Source organism: Thauera sp. 63, from assembly GCF_000310165.2.
Classification (GTDB): Bacteria; Pseudomonadota; Gammaproteobacteria; order Burkholderiales; family Rhodocyclaceae; genus Thauera; species Thauera humireducens.
The window spans coordinates 24,864-44,952 of record NZ_AMXC01000001.1 but is presented as its reverse complement, the minus strand read 5'-3'; the positions used below and the strand labels follow the sequence as shown (position 1 = coordinate 44,952).

The window sequence follows — 20,089 nt, the reverse complement described above, 5'->3', positions numbered from 1 at the left end:
CATGAAAGACGCCCTCTGCTCCGCCCTTCAACCCCTGATCGGCGAGGCTCGCCGGCGTCTCCATGAGAACGCCGCGGCACTCAGGGCCGCCTACGAGGCCCACCCGCGCACGTCGGCCTTGCTCGAGGGGCGCGCGCGACTGGTGGACGCAGAGGTCATCGGTCTATGGCAGGCCTGCGGCATGCCGGATGACGCTGCGCTGCTTGCCGTAGGCGGCTACGGTCGGGGCGAGCTGTTCCCGGCCTCGGACGTCGATATCCTCGTTCTGCTCCCGGCCGCGGCCACCCCCGAGATCTGCGAACGACTTTCGGCGATGGTCGGCGCGCTGTGGGACATCGGGCTCGAGATCGGCCACGCGGTGCGCACGATCGACGAATGCATCGAAGCGGCCGCAGACGACATCACGATCCAGACGAACCTGCTCGAAGCGCGCCTGCTCAGCGGTGACCTGCGTCTCTTCGCCGAGCTCAACGAGCGTTACCGCGAAACCCTGGACGTGCGCGCCTTCTACAAGGCGAAACAGCTCGAACAGGAGCAGCGTTACGCCCGCTTCAACGACAGCCCCTACGCCCTCGAGCCGAACTGCAAGGAGAGCCCGGGCGGGCTGCGCGACCTGCAGATGCTGAGCTGGATCGCACGCGCCGCAGGCTTGGGGCACAACTGGCGCGACCTCGCCCGTCGCCGCCTCATCACCGGCGGCGAGGCCAGCGATCTGCGCAGCGTGGAACGCTTCCTGCAGCACCTGCGCATCCGCCTGCACTACCTGACCGGGCGCGCCGAGGACCGGTTGCTGTTCGATCACCAGGAAAAGCTCGCGCGCATCATGGGCATCGATGCGACCGCGACGCGACGCGCGTCCGAAGTGCTGATGCAGCGCTACTACGTTACCGCGAAGATGGTGACGCAGCTCAACACCGTGCTGCTGCAGAACTATGGCACCGTGATCTTCCCCGACCGGGGCGCGGCCTTCGTCATCAATCCACGCTTCCAGGTCGTGCGCGAGCTGCTCGACATGCGCCAGGAAGACATCTTCGAGCGCTATCCCTCGGCCCTGCTCGAATGCTTCCTGCTGCTGCAGCAGCGCTCCGAACTCAAGGGCATGACGGCGCGCACGCTGCGCGCGCTGTGGATCAACCGCAACCGCATCAACGCCGCCTTCCGCGCCAATCCCGAGCACCGCGCGCTGTTCCTGCAGATCCTGCAGCAGAAGCGCGGCATCGTGCATGCATTCCGGCGCATGAACGAGTACGGCATCCTGTCCCGCTACCTGCCGACCTGGCGCCGCATCATCGGCCAGATGCAGCACGACCTGTTCCATGTCTATACGGTCGACCAGCACATCCTGATGGTGCTGCGCAACATGCGCCGCTTCACCATGGGCGAGCACGCGCACGAGTACCCCCTGATGACGCGGCTCATCATGGCGTTCGAGCGCCACTGGCTGCTGTATGTCGCAGCCCTGTTCCACGACATCGCCAAGGGGCGCGGGGGCGACCACTCCAAGCTCGGCATGACCGACGCGCGCGAATTCTGCGTGGTGCACGGGCTCGCGAGCGAGGACACCGAACTGGTGGTATGGCTGGTGGAACACCATCTCACCATGTCGCACTACGCCCAGAAGGAAGACACCTCCGACCCGGAGGTCGTGCAACGCTTCGCCCGCATCGTCGGCACCGAGCGGCGGCTGATCGCGCTCTACCTCCTGACCCACGCCGACATCCGCGGCACCAGCCCCAAGGTCTGGAACGGCTGGAAGGGCAAGCTGCTCGAGGATCTGTTCTTTGCCGCCCAACGCCTGCTGCGCGGCGCAACCCCCCAGCAGGCACTGGGACTGGACGACCGGCTGGAAGATGCACGCCGCCTGCTGCGCTTCCACGGCCTGCGGCCCGGCATCGAGGACCGGCTCTGGTCCGAACTCGATGCGGTGTACTTCATGCGGCACTCCGCGGAGGAAATCGCCTGGCACACGCGGGTCCTGTATTTCCGCCCCGACACCGACGAACCCGTGGTCAAGGCCCGCATGGCCGAGGAAGAAGACGGCGTACAGGTCATGGTGTTCACACCCGACCAGAAGGAGCTCTTCGTCCGCCTGACCGGCTTCTTCGGCCGACTCGGCTTCACCATCCTCGACGCGAAGGTGCACACCACCCGCCACGGTCACGCGCTCGACAGCTTCATGCTGCAGGACCCGGGCGGCGAAGCCAGCTACCGCGATGTCATCACCCTGATCGAGCACGAACTCACCGGCTACCTTGTCCGCCCCGGCGTCATCGACCGCCCCTCCCGCGGACGGCTTTCACGCCAGGTCAAGCACTTCCCGATCACACCCCAGGTGAGCATCAGGCCGGACGAGGCCGGCCGCCACTACATTCTTTCGCTCACCGCGGCGGACCGCCCTGGCCTGCTGTTCGACATCGCCGAGACCCTCTCGAGCCACGGCATCCGGCTGCACACGGCCAAGATCGCGACACTGGGCGAGCGGGTCGAGGACACTTTCCTCCTCACCGGCGCCGCGCTGGCCCAGGACACCCAGCTGCTGCGCGTGGAACGAGAGCTGCTGGAGCGCCTGCAGGTGTGAATCGGCTCAGTGCTTGCTGCCCAGCCTATCCATGAGCGCGTAAAGCACGCCCGAGAACAGGAACGTGACGTGAATGCCGACCATCCACCCGAGATGACGGTCGGACAGGTCGTCCACGTTCATGAAGGCCTTGAGCAGCTCGATGCCCGAAATCGCCACGATCGAGCCGATGAGCTTGACCTTCAGGTCCGAGAAACCGATGTGCCCCATCCAGTCCGGCCGGTCCTGATGGCTGTGCAGGTCATCCATCTTGGACACGAAGTTCTCGTAGCCGCTGAACATGATGATGATCAGCAGATTCATGATCAGGGCGATGTCGACCAGCGACAGCACGCCGGTGATCAGCTCACCGCCGGTCGCAGTCATGATCCCGGCGAAAAGGCCCCAGACCTCCTTGGTAAACTTCACGAGCAGGACCAGCATCGCCAGCACCAGCCCGAAATAGACCGGCGCCATCAGCCAGCGGCTGGAGAACAGCAGGTGTTCGAAGTTCTTCTCGATTTGCTTCATGGTCGCCGACCTTTCAAACGTGACAGAGCTTGTCGAGAATGGTGCGCACCCTGACCATCGCGCTTTGCAGCATGGCCTCGATGTCGCCAAAGACAATCCCGCCCGCGCTGGCCGAGCGCCCCGCCGCATGGTTGACCACAACGTTGAGGGCGGCGTAGGGGATGTCCAGTTCGCGCGCCAGAACAGCCTCGGGCATGCCGGTCATGCCGACGACGTCGGCACCGTCGCGCTCGAAACGATTGATCTCGGCCGCCGTCTCGAGGCGTGGCCCCTGAGTGGCCGCATACACGCCGCCATCCAGTGCGACCTCGCCCGCCAGCCGCGACGCCTCGATAAGCCTGCGGCGCAGACCCTGGTCGTAGGGGTGGGTGAAATCGACATGCTTCACCGGCGTGTCCCCGCCTTCGAAGAAGGTACTCTCGCGTCCCCACGTGTAGTCGATGATCTGGTCAGGCACGACCAGCGCCCCCGGCCCGAGGTCGGCACGGATGCTGCCGACCGAGGCAACGGAGATGATTCCGCTCACTTTCGCCTGCTTCAGCGCCCAGATGTTGGCGCGGTAGTTCACGAGGTGCGGCGGAATCGTGTGACCGTAGCCGTGACGGGCGAGGAACACGACCGGCTCGTTGCACAGCCGCCCGAAGGTCAGCGCGCCGGACGGCTCGCCGTAGGGCGTACGTGCCACTTCACGGCGCTCTACCGCCAGATTCGAAAGCTGCGTCAGACCGCTTCCACCGATGATCGCGAGCATGCAGTCGCTCCAGGACTTGAGGGCCGCGGATTTTATCACGCGCCTTCGGGCCGGAATGATGTAGTGGAGGCCACGAACCGGGCCGGACCGCATCTTTCGGAAAGGCCGAACGGCCGCTCGCGAATTCATGTTGCGCTGCCACAGCACGTGGTAGAATCCTCGCCCTTTCAAAGACTTCCCGCCTCCATGTCCCGCGCCATCCGCAACATCGCCATCATTGCCCACGTCGACCACGGCAAGACCACCCTCGTCGACCAACTGCTGCGCCAATCCGGCACCTTCCGCGAGAACCAGCAGGTCGCCGAACGCGTCATGGACTCGGGAGATATCGAGAAGGAACGCGGCATCACGATCCTCGCCAAGAACTGCGCGATCCAGTACGGTGACACCCACATCAACATCGTCGACACCCCGGGCCACGCCGACTTCGGCGGCGAGGTCGAGCGTGTGCTGTCGATGGTCGACAGCGTGCTGCTGCTGGTCGACGCCCAGGAAGGCCCGATGCCGCAGACGCGCTTCGTCACGCGCAAGGCGCTGGCGCTGGGCCTGAAGCCGATCGTCGTCGTCAACAAGATCGACCGCCCGGGCGCACGACCGGACTGGGTGATCAACCACACCTTCGACCTCTTCGACAAGCTCGGCGCAACCGAGGAGCAACTCGACTTCCCGGTCATCTACGCCTCGGGCCTCAACGGCTTCGCGGTCGAAAGCCTGGACGAGGAACGCAAGGACATGCGCCCGCTGTTCGAGGCCATCCTGAAGTACGTCCCTGCCCCCGAGGTCGATGCCGACGGGCCGTTGCAGATGCAGGTCTGCTCGCTCGACTACTCGACCTACATGGGCCAGCTCGGCATCGGCCGCATCAAGCGTGGCCGCATTCGCCCCAACCAGGAACTGGTCGTCATGTATGGCGATGAGAACCGCGGCAAGGGCAAGGTCAGCCAGGTACTCACCTTCGAAGGACTGGAGCGCAAACCCTCCGAGTTCGCCGAAGCGGGCGACATCGTGCTGGTGGCCGGCATTTCGCAGGTCAACATCGGCGTCACCCTGTGCGACCCCGAGCGTCTCGAAGGCATGAAGCCGATCGCGATCGACGAGCCCACGCTGACCATGAACTTCATGGTCAACACCTCGCCGCTGGCCGGCCGCGAAGGCAAGTACGTCACCAGCCGCCAGATTCGCGAGCGCCTCGAGAAGGAACTGCTGAAGAACGTCGCCCTGCGCGTCACCTACACGAGCGACTCCGACGTGTTCGAAGTGGCCGGTCGTGGCGAGCTTCACCTTACGATCCTGCTCGAAAGCATGCGCCGCGAAGGCTACGAGCTGGCTGTCGGCCGCCCGCGCGTGGTGTACAAGGAAATCGACGGCGTGAAGTGCGAGCCGTACGAAATGCTGACCGTCGACGTCGAGGAAGATCACCAGGGCGGCGTGATGGAAGAGCTCGGTCGTCGCCGCGGCGAGCTGCAGGACATGCAGCCGGACGGCAAGGGCCGCGTGCGCCTCGAGTACCGCATCCCGGCGCGCGGCCTGATCGGCTTCCAGGGCGAATTCCTCACCATGACGCGCGGCACCGGCCTTGCCAGCCACGTGTTCGACGACTATGGCCCGATGGCCGGAGCGATGGCCGAGCGCCGCAACGGTGTGCTGATCTCGCAGAACGACGGTGACGCGGTCGCCTACGCGCTGTGGAACCTGCAGGATCGCGGCCGCATGTTCGTGAGCCCGGGCGAAGCGCTGTACGAAGGCATGATCATCGGCATCCACACCCGCGACAACGACCTCGTCGTGAACCCGATCAAGGGCAAGCAGCTCACCAACGTGCGCGCCTCCGGCACCGACGAGGCCGTGCGCCTGATCCCGCCGATCGCGCTGACGCTGGAATCCGCGATCGAGTTCATCGCCGATGACGAGCTGGTCGAGATCACGCCGAAGAGCATCCGCCTGCGCAAGCGTCATCTGAAGGAAAACGATCGCAAGCGCGCGGCGAAGGCTGCCGACGCCTGATCGCCCCCCCCTCTGCGCCTGAATGTGAAGAGGCCCCGCCGGGAACATCCCGCCGGGGCCTCTCTGTTTTCAGGTGCAAGGATTGCCCTGAGGTCGCGCTTGCGACGCCCGACCGATCAATCGACCGGGCGCCACAGCGGGCGAACGCTTACTTCTTCTTGCTGCCGCCCGATTCCGCGCCGAAGCGGCCGCTCAGGTACTGCGCAAACTCGCCCCCCGTCTCCGGGTGACGCAGGCCGAACTCGATCGTCGCCTTCAGGTAGCCCAGCTTCGAACCGCAGTCGTAGCGCACGCCGTCGAACTGGTAGGCCAGAACGGCCTCTTCCTTCAGCAGCGAGGCGATCGCGTCGGTGAGCTGGTACTCGCCGCCGGCGCCCGGCTTCAGTGCGCGGATGTGGTCGAAGATGCGCGGCGTCAAGATGTAGCGGCCGACCACGGCCTGCGTGGTCGGCGCCTCCTCGGGCTTCGGCTTCTCGACGATGCCGGTCATGCGCTGCACCTGGCCAATATCGGTCTCGGTACTGACGATACCGTAGCTGCGGGTTTCCTCGCGCGGCACGTTCATGGTGCCCAGCACCGAGCAGCGGTGATAGTTGTACACATCCACCATCTGCTTGAGCACCGGCTTGCCGTCCTTGTTGTCCAGCAGGTCGTCGGCCAGGATGACGGCAAAGGCCTCGTCGCTGACCACGTGGCTCGCACAGCGCACCGCATGACCCAGACCGAGGGCCTCCGACTGGCGGATGTAGATGCAGTTGACGCCCTTCGGCACGGTCTGGCGCACGATCTCGAGCAGTTCCTTCTTGCCGCGTGCTTCCAGCTCGGTCTCGAGTTCGTAGGCCTTGTCGAAGTGGTCCTCGATCGAACGCTTGGTCCGACCGGTGATGAAGATCATGTCGGTGATGCCCGCCGCGACCGCTTCCTCGACCGCGTACTGGATCAGCGGCTTGTCGACGATCGGCAGCATTTCCTTCGGGCTGGCCTTGGTGGCCGGCAGGAAGCGCGTGCCCATGCCGGCAACGGGGAAGACCGCCTTGGTGACCTTCTTCATTCTTGTTTCACTCCGGTATCAATGTTTCGGCAGATCCGGCATACCCGACACGGGTATGCGGCGCCCGGCATGATGCGCGAAGCCGGGCAGAAAGACACTAGCTATTTGTATCCGTTTTGCGCAGCAGGTCACGCAGGCCGTCCTCATCCAGGATGTCGAGCCCGAGTTCCTGCGCCTTCGTCAGCTTCGAACCGGCTTCCGCCCCGGCGACGACGTAGGTCGTCTTCTTCGACACCGAGCCCGCGACCTTGCCGCCCTGCGCCTCGATCAGCGCCTTCGCGTCGTCGCGGCTCAAGCTCGGCAGCGTGCCGGTCAGCACGAAGGTCTGGCCTGCCAGCGCACCAGCGGCCGCAGGGGCAGGCTCGCCCTCAGGCCAATGCACGCCAGCCGCGCGCAACTGCTCGATGACCTCGCGGTTGTGCGGCTCGCCAAAGAACTCGACGATCGAGCGCGCGACGATCGGCCCGACGTCCTGCACCTGCTGCAGCGCCTCTGCAGTGGCGGCGATCAGTGCGTCCAGACTGCCGAAGTGCCGCGCCAGGTCGCGCGCAGTCGCCTCGCCGACGTTGCGGATGCCGAGCGCGAAGATAAAGCGCGCCAGCGTCGTCGAACGGCTTTTCTCGATCGCGGCGAGCAGGTTCTGCGCCGACTTCTCGCCCATGCGCTCGAGGCTGGCAAGCGCCAGCACGCCAAGGCGGTACAGGTCGACCGGCGTCTTGACGATAGCCGCGTCGACCAGCTGATCGACCAGCTTGTCGCCCAACCCCTCGATGTCCATCGCGCGCCGGCCGGCAAAATGCAGCAGTGCCTGCTTGCGCTGGGCCGGGCAGAACAGGCCGCCGGTGCAGCGCGCAACGGCCTCGTCCTCGCCACGCACGACGTGCGAGCCGCACACCGGACAGGTCGGAAACTGCTCGAGCAGGCGGAAGCGCGGCAGCTCACCCTGCCGGCGCTCGATCACCGGCGCCACCACCTCGGGGATCACGTCGCCGGCACGGCGCACGATCACCCAGTCGCCAATGCGCACATCTTTGCGGTCGATCTCGTCCTGGTTGTGCAAGGTCGCGTTGGTTACCGTAACGCCGCCGACGAACACCGGCTCCAGGCGCGCAACCGGGGTCAGCGCGCCGGTGCGCCCGACCTGCACCTCGATGCCGCGCAGCACGGTCAACGCCTCCTGTGCCGGATACTTGTGCGCCACGGCCCAGCGCGGCTCGCGCGTCACGAAGCCGAGCTGGCGCTGAAGCTCGAGCGAATTGACCTTGTACACCACGCCGTCGATGTCGAACGGCAGGCTGTCGCGCAAGCGGGCGATGTGGGCATGGAACTCGGCCAGCCCGGTCGCGCCACGCACCACCCTGCGGTGTTCGCACACCGGCAGGCCAAATGCCGCGATGGCGTCGAGCACCTCGCCGTGCGTGGCGGGCACCTGCCAGCCGATCGTCTCGCCCAGGCCATAGGCGAAGAAGGACAGCGGCCGCTTCGCGGCAATCGCCGGGTCGAGCTGACGGATGCTGCCCGCCGCGGCGTTGCGCGGATTGACGAAGGTCTTGTCGCCCGCATCCGCCTGGCGTCGGTTGAGGGCCTCGAAATCGTCCCGGCGCATGTACACCTCGCCGCGGATCTCCATGACCTCGGGCGCCTCGCCCTTCAAGCGTAGCGGAACGCAGCGCATCGTGCGCACGTTGCTGCTGACGTCCTCGCCAGTCTCACCATCGCCCCGCGTCGCCGCCTGGACCAGCACGCCGTGCTCGTAGCGCAGGTTGATTGCCAGTCCGTCGAACTTCAGTTCTGCGGCGTAATCGACGTCGGCATCGCTTTCGACAAGTCCAAGTTCGCGCCGCACCCGGGCATCGAAGGCCTGCGCGCCGCTTGCCTCGGTATCCGTCTCGGTGCGGATCGACAGCATCGGGACGCGATGCCGCACCGGCGGAAACTGCGCCAGCGGCTTGCCGCCGACGCGCTGGGTCGGCGAGTCCGGCGTGCGCAATTCGGGATGCTCGGCCTCGAGGGCCTGCAGTTCGCGGAACAGGCGGTCGTACTCGGCGTCCGGAATCGTCGGCGCATCGAGCACATAGTAGGCCTTGTCGTGCCGCGCGATCTCTCCGCGCAGCGCCTCGATGCGCTGCTGCGCAGTGGAAGCGAACAGATCCATCACAACGCGAACAGCCGCCTTGCCAGCGGGCCGCCCGCCGGAATGCCGTTCTCGGCCATGCGCCCCTGGAACTGGCGGATCTGCGCGCGGATCAGGTCCGCGGCCTCGGTGCCGAAAGCGGCGCGGTTGTCATCCACGACATGGCCGCCGAAGTGTGCCGCGAAGTCGTTGGCGATGCGCATCATGCGGTCGAAGGCCGCCACGCCATCCTGCACCCAAGGCACATCGATGACGAGGGTCAGGCCTCCGGTCGCCATGGCGGGCAGCGTCTCGGCCGCGAACAGCCCGGGCTCCAGGTTGGCCAGCGTAAACAGCGTGCTGCCATCGTCCGCGAGCGCATGAAAGCTGCCATCCCCCGACAGCGTGAAGCCATGTCGGGCGGCCAGTTTCGCGATCTCGCTGCCATCGAAGGGGCGGGACGAGGCGACGACATTGACCCCGATCTGCACATCCACGTCGGCGCAGAAACGATCGACCTCGGTGGCGTGGCGCAGGGTTTCGGCGCGCGCGGGCAGGCCTGGCGGGAGCGCCATCACCATGTCGGCGACACGCTGCACGCCTCCGGAGAAGCGCATGAAGTCGGACTCGCCGATCGAGCCTCGCCGATCGACGAGTTGCAGCGCCGCGCAGAACCAGTGGCAGGCGCCCGCACTGTTCGGGCCGATCGGGAACCACAGGTTCTCGGCGTCGTTGAAACCGAACCAGCGCACCGGCTTCGACAGCCCGACCAGCTGCTCGCCCTGCGCCTGCCAGAGCCGTTGCACATCGAGCGGCTCGATGGCCTCGAGACGGATCACGCAGTCCGTGCGCTCGTCGAGCAACTCGGGCACTTCGGGGGCGGATCGGATGATCGACGCCTCGCGCACCGGTCGCGGGCCGTCGGCGACGCCGTCGTCGTCCGCGATGCCCGGCTCGCGGCGCTCGGTGCGCGCGGCGCGGCCCTTCGCGTCATCGTCGGCAACGCGCGGCTCGAGGAGCACGTCGCGATGATCGGACTTGAAAGCCTTGTCGGCCTTGTGCTGGTGCTTGCGCTCCTGCCACTTGTTGTAGGCCACGATCAGCACCACCGCACCGAGACCGGCACCGACAAGGGCGATCTGTAGTTCGCTGTCCATAGGGGTTCCCGAATTCCTTGCTGTTATTTCAGGCTGCCGCCGGCTCTGCCAGGCGCAGCGCTTCTTCGATGTCGACTTCCACCACGCGCGACACGCCCTGCTCCTGCATCGTCACGCCGACCAGTTGCTGCGCGAACTCCATCGTGATCTTGCTGTGGCTGATGAAGATGAACTGCGTCTGCGAGGACATGCGCTTGACCATGTTGGCATAGCGTTCAGTGTTCGTATCGTCCAAGGGCGCATCCACCTCGTCAAGCATGCAGAACGGCGCCGGATTGAGCTGGAACATCGAAAAGACCAGCGCGATCGCCGTAAGTGCCTTCTCGCCGCCCGACAGCAGGTGGATGGAGGTGTTCTTCTTGCCCGGCGGCTGGGCCACGATCTGGATGCCTGCGTCGAGGATCTCGTCGCCGGTCAGCACCAGCTCGGCACGGCCGCCACCGAACAGTTGCGGGAACAGCGTCCCGAACTGGCGATTGACGGTATTGTAGGTTTCCTGCAGCTGCTCGCGCGTCTCGCGGTCGATGCGCCGGATCGCATCCTCGAGCGTCTCGATCGCCTGCAGCAGGTCGTCGGTCTGCGCATCGAGATAGCCCTTGCGTTCGGTCGCGCTGCGCAGTTCGTCGAGTGCAGCGAGGTTGACCGCGCCGAGTTCCGCAATCTCGCGCGCCAGCCGCGCCACTTCGCGCTGCAGCGCGCTTTCCCGCAGGTCATCGGCAAGTAGCGGCAACAGCGAGGCTTCGTCGGCCTGGACCTCGACGAGACGCTCGGCGAACTGGGTCACCGCCAGCTCGGTCGCCTGCACGGCCAACCGCAACTCGGCGACGCGATTTCGGATCGGGGCCGCTTCCTGCTCGACCCGCAGGCGCATTTCCTCGATCTGCTTGAGCCTGGCCGCCGCGTCCTCGAGCGCATCGCGGCGTGCGGCGAGCGCGGCCTCGCGACTGACACGTAAACCCAGCGCACTCTGCAAGGCCTCGAAGCTGCGGCTGTCGTCGGTGGCGTCGAGTTCGGCACCACGGGTTTCCGTCTCGGCAACGATGCGCTCGAGCTGCTCCGCGGCCAGCTGCAGGTTGCGTCCGATGTCATCGAGCTTGCCGGCGCACTCGCGCTCGGAAAACTTCGCCTCCTGCAGTTCACGCGCGGCGGCCTGCTCCAGCGCACGCGCTTCGCGCAAGGCCTGCTCGCGCTCGCGCAGCACTTCCATCGCGGCGTCGAGCCGTTCGCGTTGCAGCTCCGCCAGCTCGGCCGCGCGCGCCTGCTCCATGTCGGCCCGAGCCAGATGCTCGCGCTCGGTCTGCTCGAGATGGACAAGATCCTCCAGGTCGCGGGCAAGCTGGCCGCGGCGCTCCTCGGCGCGGCTGCGCGCCTGCGCGAGCTTGAGCACTTCGACCTGCTCCGCGTGAACCTGCGCCTGCGCGGCCTGGGTGTCACGCCGCAGCGTATTGGCCATTTCCTGCAGCGCGGCGGCGGCGGCTTCCGCCGCCAGCAGCGCATCATGCGCGATCCGGGCCTCATCCTCGAGCGCCTGCTGCTGCTCGGCCAGCGTGTCGATCTCGCGCTGACGTTCGATAACGCCATGGGTGCGGCTGTCCGGTGCCGAATGCGCCAGCGCATCACGCGAGAGGATCTGGCCGTGCGGCCCCACCAGCACGACGCCCGCGGGCAGCTCACCGCGGCGCGCCAGCCAGTCGCCAAGACGCTCGACTGCGAACACCCCGCGCAGAAAACTCGCCAGTAGCGGCTGCAGACCGGGATCCACGACGGTGATCCGCGCAAGCAGCGGCGTCAGGCCGGCGTAATCGTTCTGCGGGAGCGCGTCCTGCGGGAGCGCGACCACGTTCCCGGGCAGCGCGATAGCGAGCGACTCCGGCGGCGCCTCGTCAAGCACCAGCGCGGCGGCCGACACCGCGGCGGCATCATCGGGTGCCACCAGTGCGGCAAGACGCTCGCGCAGCACCGCCTGAACGGCCGTGTCCCAGCCCTCGTCAACACGCAGGCTGCGCCACAGCGGCGGCAGCGCATCCAGCCCGTGTCGCTTGAGCCAGTCGCCGAGCTTGCCCTGCGACTGCACGCGCGCCTGCAACTGCACCAGTGCGTCGCGTCGCGCACGCAACTCGGTGAGCCGGCGCTGCACCGCGCGCTCGTGTTCAAGCGCAGCCTTCAACGCGGCCTGCGCATCGGGCTGGCGCGCCTGCACCTGCTGCAGCTCCTGCTGCTGAACCTCCAGCGCGTCCTGCAAGGCCTCGAGCCGCGCCTCGCGCTCGGCCAGCTCGCGCTCGTCGGGTCCGGCAATCGCACCACGCTCGGCCTCGAGGCGTCCCCTGCGCTGCTGCAGGGCCTCGAGCGCACGCGTCGCGCTGGCACGGTTGGCCTCTTCCACCCGAAGCTGCTGCTCGGTCTGGGCAAGCTCGCGCCGCGCTGCGGCGACGGTCGTGTCGGCCGCCTGGCGGGCGCTCTCCAGATCGGGCACGCGGTCGGCGATTTCGAAGTGCCGCGCCTCGGCCTGTTCGGCACGCAGCGCGGCATTCTCGGCCAGCGCCTGCCAGCGCTCGCGGTCTTCACCCAGCGCCGTTCTCCGTGCCTGCCAGTGGCCGCGGTCGAGTTCGAGTTGCGCAAGGCGGGCTTCGAGTCGCTTGCGCGCCTCGCCCAGGTGCTGCAGTTCGGTTTCAAGACGGGTCACTTCGGCGCTGACGGCGAAGAGGTCGCTCTGCGCCACATGCACCGCCTCCGAGGCTTCGAAATGCGCTTCGCGCGCGCCCTCGACCGCCGCCTCGAGTTCCTGCAGCCGCGCGCTATCGCCCTCGATGCGCTGCGTGGTGGCGTTGAGTTCCTCGCTCAGGCGCGCGTGCTCGGCCTGCGCCTCGTTGCGCTTGAGCAGCCACAGCAGTTGCTGCTTCTGCACGTGTGCCGCACTGAGCGTGTTGTAGCGTGCCGCCACCTCGGCCTGCGCCTCGAGGTGGGCGATGCGCTCGCCCAGTTCCATGCGGATGTCGTCGAGACGGGCGAGATTGTCGCGCGCATCGCGCAAGCGCCCCTCGGTTTCCTTGCGCCGCTCGCGGTATTTGGTGACGCCGGCCGCCTCCTCGAGGAAGCCGCGGATGTCCTCCGGCTTCGCCTCGATGATGCGCGAGATCATGCCCTGCTCGATGATCGCGTAGGCCCGCGGCCCGAGCCCGGTGCCGAGGAACAGGTCGATCACGTCCTTGCGCCGGACGTGAACGTTGTTGATGTAGTAGGTCGACTCGCCCGAGCGATCCAGCACGCGCTTGACCGAGATCTCGGTGTAGCGCGACCACTGCCCGGCCGCGCGTCCCTCGGCGTTGTCGAACACGAGCTCGACACTGGCGCGCGACACCGGCTTGCGCGTGGTCGAGCCGTTGAAGATCACGTCCTGCATCGACTCGCCCCGCAGCGCCGAAGCCCGCGTCTCGCCCAGCACCCAGCGCACCGCATCGATGATGTTGGACTTGCCGCAGCCATTGGGCCCGACGACGCCGACAAGGTTGCCCGGCGTGATCACCGTGGTGGGATCGACGAAGGTCTTGAACCCAGCGAGTTTTAGCTTGGACAGGCGCACGTCGACGAGGGATTCTGAACCACACCCCAAGGGGCGAAACGGCAGTTGAAGGGAGCCGGCGGCATGGCCTGCTGAGGCGCCGGCAAGGCGCAGCATGATACCATCACCGCCCCTCCCCACTCTGCTGCGCCGGCGGTCTGCCGCGCGGATTTTGTGCCAAAGTGAATCCGAATCTCGCCCGCCTCCAGACCTATCCCTTCGAGAAGCTGCGCGCGCTGTTCGCCGGCATCACCCCGCCTGCCGACCTGAGTCCGATCCGCCTGTCGATCGGCGAGCCGCAGCACCCGACGCCCGGCTTCATCCGCCAGACACTGGCGGACAACCTCGGCGGGCTGTCGAGCTACCCGCTGACCCTGGGCAGCGATGCGCTGCGCAACGCGATCGCGCACTGGCTCGAGCGCCGCTACGGCCTGCCGAAGATCGACGCCGCAAGCCAGGTGGTGCCGGTCAACGGGACGCGCGAAGCGCTGTTCGCGTTCTGCCAGTGCGTGGTCGACGGGACCCGGCCCGGCGCCAAGGTGCTATGTCCGAACCCCTTCTACCAGATCTACGAAGGCGCGGCCTACCTGGCCGGGGCGGAGCCGATCTTCCTCAATCACCTGCCCGAGAACGGCTTTGCCTCCGACTTCGACGCGATCGACGAGGCCACTTGGCGCGGCGTGCAGCTCGTCTATGTCTGCTCCCCCGGCAACCCGACCGGCCGTGTGCTGTCGCTGGACGAGTGGAAGCACCTGTTCGAGCTTTCCGACCGCAACGGCTTCATCATCGCCGCTGACGAGTGCTATTCCGAGATCTACTTCGACGACGACGCCAAGCCGATCGGTGGTCTGGAGGCAGCCTGGCGACTGGGACGGACGGACTTCCGCAACATCGTCATGTTCTCCAGCCTGTCCAAGCGCTCGAACGTGCCGGGCATGCGTTCGGGCTTCGTCGCGGGCGACGCGAAGCTCCTCAAGGACTTCGTACTCTACCGCACCTACCACGGCTGCCAGATGAGCCCGCCGGTGCAGGCGGCCTCGGTGGTGGCGTGGAACGACGAGGTGCACGTGGAGGAAAACCGCCGCCTGTATCGCGACAAGTTCGCCCGCATCACGCCGATGCTGCAGCCCTGGCTGCCGGTCGAGTTACCCGACGCCGGTTTCTACTACTGGATGCGCACGCCGCTGCCGGACACCGAGTTCGCCCGCCGTCTGCAGGCCGAATATAATGTGACCGTCCTGCCTGGCAGCTACCTCGCCCGCGAATCCAACGGCATCAACCCGGGCGACGGGTTCGTCCGCATCGCGCTGGTGGCCGACACCCACGAATGTGTCGAGGCCGCACAGCGCATCATCGACTTCTGCAAGACCCTCTGAGAGAGACTTTCCCCATGCACGCTCTGCAACAGATCATCGACGACGCCTTCGAGAACCGCGCCAGTCTGTCGCCCACCTCCGCCCCCGCCGAGATCCGCAACGCGGTCGAAGAGGTGATCGCCGGCCTCGACGCCGGCACGCTGCGCGTCGCCGAGAAGAAGGACGGTCAATGGGTGGTGAACCAGTGGATCAAGAAGGCGGTACTGATCTCCTTCCGTCTGCGCGACAACGAGGTCGTCCAGGCCGGCGGCCTCAGCTTCTACGACAAGGTCGCGACCAAGTTCGGCGACTACACGCCGGAGCAGTTCCGCGAAGGCGGCTTCCGGGTCGTTCCGCCGGCCGTCGCGCGCAAGGGCAGCTTCATCGGCAAGAACGTCGTCCTGATGCCGTCGTATGTGAACATCGGTGCCTACGTCGATGAAGGCACGATGGTCGACACCTGGGCCACCGTCGGCTCCTGCGCCCAGATCGGCAAGAACGTTCACCTGTCGGGCGGCGTCGGCATCGGTGGCGTGCTCGAGCCGGTCCAGGCCGGACCGGTCATCATCGAGGACAACGTATTCGTCGGTGCGCGCTCCGAAGTGGTCGAAGGCGTCATCATCGAGGAGAACGCGGTGCTGTCGATGGGTGTGTACATCGGCCAGAGCACCAAGATCTACGACCGCGAGACGGGCGAGGTCACCTATGGCCGCGTGCCGTCGGGTGCCGTCGTGGTGCCAGGCAGTCTGCCCTCGGCCTGCGGCAAGTACAGCCTGTACTGCGCCGTCATCGTGAAGAAGGTCGATGCGCAGACCCGCGCCAAGACCGGCATCAACGAGCTGCTGCGCGGCGCCTGATCGCGTTTTCGACCACGGGGGCCGTGATCCCGCGATCCCAGCCCCACCGCGAACAATGAGGATGACGAAGCCATGATTTTCGACAGTCTGTTCCAGCTGATGGCTGAAAAGAAGGCCTCGGACATCTTCATCACTGCGGGCGCTCCGATCCACATCAAGATCCAGGGCCACACCATGCCGATCAACCAGCAGGTCATGGAACCGCCCATGATCCGACGGATGATCGAAGAGGCCATTCCGCCCGAGAAATTCGCCCAGCTCGAACGCGACCGCGAGCTCAACCTCTCCTTCGGCCGCCGCGACCTGGGCAACTTCCGCGTCAACGTGTTCTGGCAGCGCAACTCGCTTGCCAGCGTGGTGCGCTACATCCAGAGCGACATACCCACCGTCCAGGACCTGGGGATGCCCCCCGTGCTGACCGAGGTGGTGATGGAGAAGCGCGGCCTGGTGCTGGTGGTCGGCGCAACCGGATCGGGCAAGTCGACCACGCTGGCGTCGATGCTCGATCACCGCAACCGCAACCGCGCGGGTCACATCCTGACGGTCGAGGACCCGATCGAGTACCTGTTTACCCATCGCAAGTCGGTGGTGAACCAGCGCGAAGTCGGCATCGACACCCTGAGCTGGGGCGAGGCACTGCGCAACGCCATGCGTCAGGCGCCCGACTGCATCCTGATCGGCGAGATCCGTGACCGCGAGACGATGCAGGCCGCGATTTCCTACGCGCAGTCGGGCCACCTGTGCCTGGCCACGCTGCATGCGAACAACGCCTACCATGCGCTGAACCGCATCATCAACTTCTTCCCGCTGGAAAATCGCCAGCTGCTCTACCTCGATCTCGCCGTCGCATTGCGCTGCATCGTGTCGCAGCGGCTCGTGCGCCGCCCCGACTCCAAGCGCGCGCCCGCCGTCGAGATCCTGATGAACACGCGACACATCTCCGAGCTCATCGAACGCGGCGAGATCAACGAGATCAAGGAGGCCATGGAGCAGAGCCTGGCTCCGGGCTGCCAGACCTTCGAACAGAATCTCTTCAAGCTCTACTCGGATGGCACCATCTCGCTCGAGGAGGCACTGGCGAACGCGGACTCCCCGACCAACCTGCACTGGCTCATCAACAACGCACAGCTCGGCACAAACGACCAGCAGGCCGCCGCCAAGAAGGCCCCCAGCCTGCTCGACTTCGAGCGCAGCAACCCCGACGGCGCGTCCTTCCAGGAATTCACGCTGCACGTCGACCAGAACTAATCGCTCCAACCCCAACGCCCTTCATGCCCCAGACCCCGAATCCGACGCTCGACCTCGCCTGCGAATTGATCGCTCGCCCTTCCGTCACCCCCGAGGACGCCGGCTGCCTCGAACTGATCGCCGGCCGCCTGCAGGCGCTCGGTTTCACCTGCGAACGGATCGACACCGGCGGCGTGTCCAACCTGTGGGCCCGCCGTGGCCAGACCGGACCGGTGCTGTGTTTTGCCGGACATACCGACGTCGTTCCTGCCGGCCCGCTCGACGCCTGGAAGACACCGCCCTACACGCCCACGATCATCGACGGCGTGCTTTACGGTCGCGGCGCCGCCGACATGAAGTCCTCGCTGGCGGCCTTCGTCACCGCCATCGAGCGCTTCGTGGCCTCGACACCCGATCACGCCGGCAGCATCGCACTGCTGCTGACCTCGGACGAGGAAGGCATCGCGACGCACGGAACGGTGAAGGTCGTCGAGGCGCTGGCTGCCCGCGGTGAACGCCTCGACTATTGCGTGGTGGGCGAGCCGACTTCGGTGAAGACACTGGGCGACATGATCAAGAACGGCCGCCGCGGCTCACTGTCCGGCACGCTGCGCGTGAAGGGCAAGCAGGGCCACGTCGCCTATCCCCATCTGGCCCGCAACCCGATCCACGCGTTCGCGCCCGCCCTGGCCGAACTCGCGGCAATCGAGTGGGACCGGGGCAACGAGTTCTTCCCGCCCACGACCTGGCAGGTCTCGAACATCCATGCCGGCACCGGCGCCAACAACGTGATCCCCGGTGTGTGCGAGGTGCTGTTCAACTTCCGCTTCGGATCGGTGTCGTCCGCGGACAGCCTGAAGGCTCGCACTCACGAGGTCCTGGATCGCCATGGCCTGGAGTACGAGATCGACTGGCACCTGTCGGGCAAGCCCTTCATCACCGGACGCGGCAGGCTGGTTGGCGCCCTGTCGGCGGCGATCCATGACACGCTGGGGGTGGAAACCGAACTTTCCACCACCGGCGGCACGTCCGACGGCCGCTTCATCGCCGACATCTGCGCCGAAGTCGTCGAATTCGGCCCGGTCAACGCATCGATCCACCAGGCCAACGAATGCATCGACGCCGCGGCGATCGAGCCCCTGTCGGTGGTCTACGAACGGACCCTGCACGCACTGCTGGCCGCCTGAACCCGCTCCAACGCGAGAACGAATCCATGACTCAGCATCACGAACACGCGCACGACGACCATCAACATCATGACGATGGGGATCACGACCACGAACACGAGCATGGCCCGCTGGCCGAGCTGGTCACCGTGCGCGACTGGTTGCGCTACGCCGTCACCCGCTTCAACCGCAGCGGCATCTTCTGCGGCCACGGCGTCACCGACACCTTCGACGAGGCCGCCTGGCTGCTGCTCGGTTCGCTGGCGCTGCCGCTCGATCGCCTCGAGCCCTTCCTCGACGCCTGCATCCCCGGTGACGAACGCGTGGCGCTGCTCGACGCGATCGAGCAGCGTGCCGACGATCGCCTGCCCACGGCCTACATTCTTGGCGAAGCCTGGCTGGGCGACTTCCGTTTCTCGGTTGACCCGCGCGTGATCGTGCCGCGCTCCTTCTTCGCCGAGTTGCTGGAAGACGGTCTGGCGCCGTGGATCGATGACCCCGAAAAGGTCGGCAGCGCGCTGGACATGTGCACCGGCTCCGGCTGCCTCGCGATCCTGATGGCCCATGCCTTCCCGAATGCCGAGATCACCGGCGCGGACCTGTCCGAAGACGCACTCGATGTCGCACGGCAGAACGTGGCCGACTACGGCCTGGAGGATCGCGTCGAACTGGTCAACACCGACGTCTTCTCCGCCCTCGAGGGCCGGCGTTACGACCTCATCCTCAGCAACCCGCCCTATGTGACGGGTGCAGACATGGATGCACTGCCCCCCGAGTACCTGCACGAACCCCGCATGGCGCTCGCCGCCGGCGACGACGGTCTCGACATCGTGCGCAAGCTCATCGACGAAGGCGCAGCCCACCTCAACGCCGGCGGCATCCTGGCGGTCGAGGTCGGTCACAACCGGACAATCGTCGAGGAGGCGTTCCCGGAACTGCCGTTCAACTGGCTGTCCACCCGCGGCGGTGACGACATGGTGTTCGTGCTGCGGCGCGAGGACTTGCCAGGCGGCGGGGATTGATCGACGCTGTCGACACGGCAACTGGGGAGCAAGGAACACATGCCCAACGAACGCCCGATCCTGCTGGTCGAGGACAACCCCGACGACGAGGCGCTGACGCTGCATGCGTTCTCGCGCAACCGCATCACCAACCCTGTGGTCGTGGTGCATGACGGCGTCGAAGCCATCGACTACCTGTTCGGGACGGGCACCTACGCCGGACGCGACCTCAGGGTCATGCCGGCGGTGGTGCTGCTCGACCTGAAGCTCCCGCGTATCGACGGGCTGGAGGTCCTGCGGCGAATTCGCGCGGACGCACGTACGACCCTGTTGCCGGTCGTGGTGCTGACCACCTCGCGCGAAACCCTCGATCTGCAACAGGCATACAACCTCGGTGCCAACAGCTACATCCGCAAGCCGGTGGATTTCGACCGTTTCCAGGAGGTCGTTGCCCTCCTCGGCCGCTATTGGCTGAGCCTCAACGAGAGCGTCGAGGCGAGCGCCGGCGCCGCCTACTAGGTTAGTCGGGCCGGGAGGCTCTGCCGGCAGCGTTCTGCTGCCCCGTCAGGCGACCTCGTCGATCCAGGCCTGCTGGATTCCTTCGAGGATGCGCTCACCGCAGCGCTTCGGGTCGTCGTCGAACTCGGGCAATTCGAGCACCCAGTTCATCAGATCGACGAAGTTAAGCCGTGTCGGATCGACATCGGGACGGCTGTCGGCCAGCTGGATCGCAATTTCCTGCACATCGGTCCACTTCATC

15 protein-coding genes are annotated in these 20,089 nt (G+C 66.4%); 8 read left to right on the top strand and 7 right to left on the bottom strand.

The window, feature by feature from the left end:
- Nucleotide 1 precedes the first annotated feature (1 nt).
- Nucleotides 2-2,578: a [protein-PII] uridylyltransferase gene (locus C664_RS00210; RefSeq protein ID WP_004251097.1), complete on the top strand. Its 2,577-nt coding sequence runs from the start codon at nucleotides 2-4 to the stop codon at nucleotides 2,576-2,578.
- A 6-nt stretch (nucleotides 2,579-2,584) separates the two neighbouring features.
- Here C664_RS00210 and C664_RS00205 read toward each other — a convergent pair whose 3' ends face one another.
- Together C664_RS00205 and C664_RS00200 are read right to left on the bottom strand one after the other, a co-directional pair.
- The gene (locus tag C664_RS00205; RefSeq protein WP_004251094.1) at nucleotides 2,585-3,088 is read right to left on the bottom strand and encodes a TIGR00645 family protein; all 504 of its coding nucleotides are present in this window, start codon (nucleotides 3,086-3,088) and stop codon (nucleotides 2,585-2,587) included.
- A 13-nt stretch (nucleotides 3,089-3,101) separates the two neighbouring features.
- A complete protein-coding gene (locus tag C664_RS00200; protein ID WP_004251093.1) occupies nucleotides 3,102-3,839 on the bottom strand; it encodes an S-methyl-5'-thioinosine phosphorylase in 738 nt (245 codons plus the stop codon).
- Nucleotides 3,840-4,025: 186 nt separating this feature from the next.
- Here C664_RS00200 and typA point away from each other — a divergent pair, with 186 nt between their 5' ends.
- On the top strand, nucleotides 4,026-5,843 hold the full coding sequence (gene typA / locus C664_RS00195) for a translational GTPase TypA (RefSeq protein WP_004251092.1): 1,818 nt from the start codon (nucleotides 4,026-4,028) through the stop codon (nucleotides 5,841-5,843).
- 148 nt (nucleotides 5,844-5,991) lie between these two features.
- Here the strand turns inward: typA and galU are convergent, their stop codons facing one another.
- From galU to smc, 4 genes are all read right to left on the bottom strand, one after another.
- Entirely contained in the window at nucleotides 5,992-6,894 is a 903-nt protein-coding gene (gene galU / locus C664_RS00190) for a UTP--glucose-1-phosphate uridylyltransferase GalU (RefSeq protein ID WP_004251091.1), read from the bottom strand.
- A gap of 97 nt (nucleotides 6,895-6,991) precedes the next feature.
- Nucleotides 6,992-9,049, bottom strand: coding sequence for an NAD-dependent DNA ligase LigA (gene ligA, locus C664_RS00185; RefSeq protein WP_004251083.1), 2,058 nt, complete (start codon nucleotides 9,047-9,049; stop codon nucleotides 6,992-6,994).
- A complete protein-coding gene (locus C664_RS00180) occupies nucleotides 9,049-10,164 on the bottom strand; it encodes a cell division protein ZipA C-terminal FtsZ-binding domain-containing protein (protein WP_004251081.1) in 1,116 nt (371 codons plus the stop codon). Before C664_RS00180 ends, ligA begins: the two co-directional genes overlap by 1 nt.
- A 28-nt stretch (nucleotides 10,165-10,192) precedes the next feature.
- A complete protein-coding gene (smc, locus tag C664_RS00175) occupies nucleotides 10,193-13,744 on the bottom strand; it encodes a chromosome segregation protein SMC (RefSeq protein ID WP_004251080.1) in 3,552 nt (1,183 codons plus the stop codon).
- Between the two features lie 161 nt (nucleotides 13,745-13,905).
- Between smc and dapC the strand changes: the two genes are divergently transcribed.
- The 6 genes from dapC (at nucleotide 13,906) to C664_RS00145 (ending at nucleotide 19,848) form a co-directional block, all read left to right on the top strand.
- Nucleotides 13,906-15,099 (top strand): succinyldiaminopimelate transaminase, encoded by a 1,194-nt coding sequence (gene dapC, locus C664_RS00170; protein WP_004251079.1) that lies wholly within the window; start codon nucleotides 13,906-13,908, stop codon nucleotides 15,097-15,099.
- Between the two features lie 14 nt (nucleotides 15,100-15,113).
- Complete coding sequence (gene dapD / locus C664_RS00165; RefSeq protein WP_004251078.1) at nucleotides 15,114-15,935, top strand: 2,3,4,5-tetrahydropyridine-2,6-dicarboxylate N-succinyltransferase; 822 nt, start codon at nucleotides 15,114-15,116, stop codon at nucleotides 15,933-15,935.
- A gap of 72 nt (nucleotides 15,936-16,007) precedes the next feature.
- A complete protein-coding gene (locus tag C664_RS00160; protein ID WP_004251077.1) occupies nucleotides 16,008-17,183 on the top strand; it encodes a PilT/PilU family type 4a pilus ATPase in 1,176 nt (391 codons plus the stop codon).
- 23 nt (nucleotides 17,184-17,206) lie between these two features.
- Nucleotides 17,207-18,349, top strand: a complete 1,143-nt coding sequence (gene dapE / locus C664_RS00155) for a succinyl-diaminopimelate desuccinylase (protein ID WP_004251076.1) — start codon at nucleotides 17,207-17,209, stop codon at nucleotides 18,347-18,349.
- 26 nt (nucleotides 18,350-18,375) lie between these two features.
- Entirely contained in the window at nucleotides 18,376-19,350 is a 975-nt protein-coding gene (prmB, locus tag C664_RS00150; RefSeq protein ID WP_004251075.1) for a 50S ribosomal protein L3 N(5)-glutamine methyltransferase, read from the top strand.
- A gap of 39 nt (nucleotides 19,351-19,389) precedes the next feature.
- Complete coding sequence (locus tag C664_RS00145; RefSeq protein ID WP_004251073.1) at nucleotides 19,390-19,848, top strand: response regulator; 459 nt, start codon at nucleotides 19,390-19,392, stop codon at nucleotides 19,846-19,848.
- 45 nt (nucleotides 19,849-19,893) lie between these two features.
- On the opposite strand, the gene iscX is transcribed toward C664_RS00145, so the two are convergent.
- Complete coding sequence (gene iscX, locus C664_RS00140) at nucleotides 19,894-20,088, bottom strand: Fe-S cluster assembly protein IscX (protein ID WP_004251066.1); 195 nt, start codon at nucleotides 20,086-20,088, stop codon at nucleotides 19,894-19,896.
- Nucleotide 20,089 lies beyond the last annotated feature (1 nt).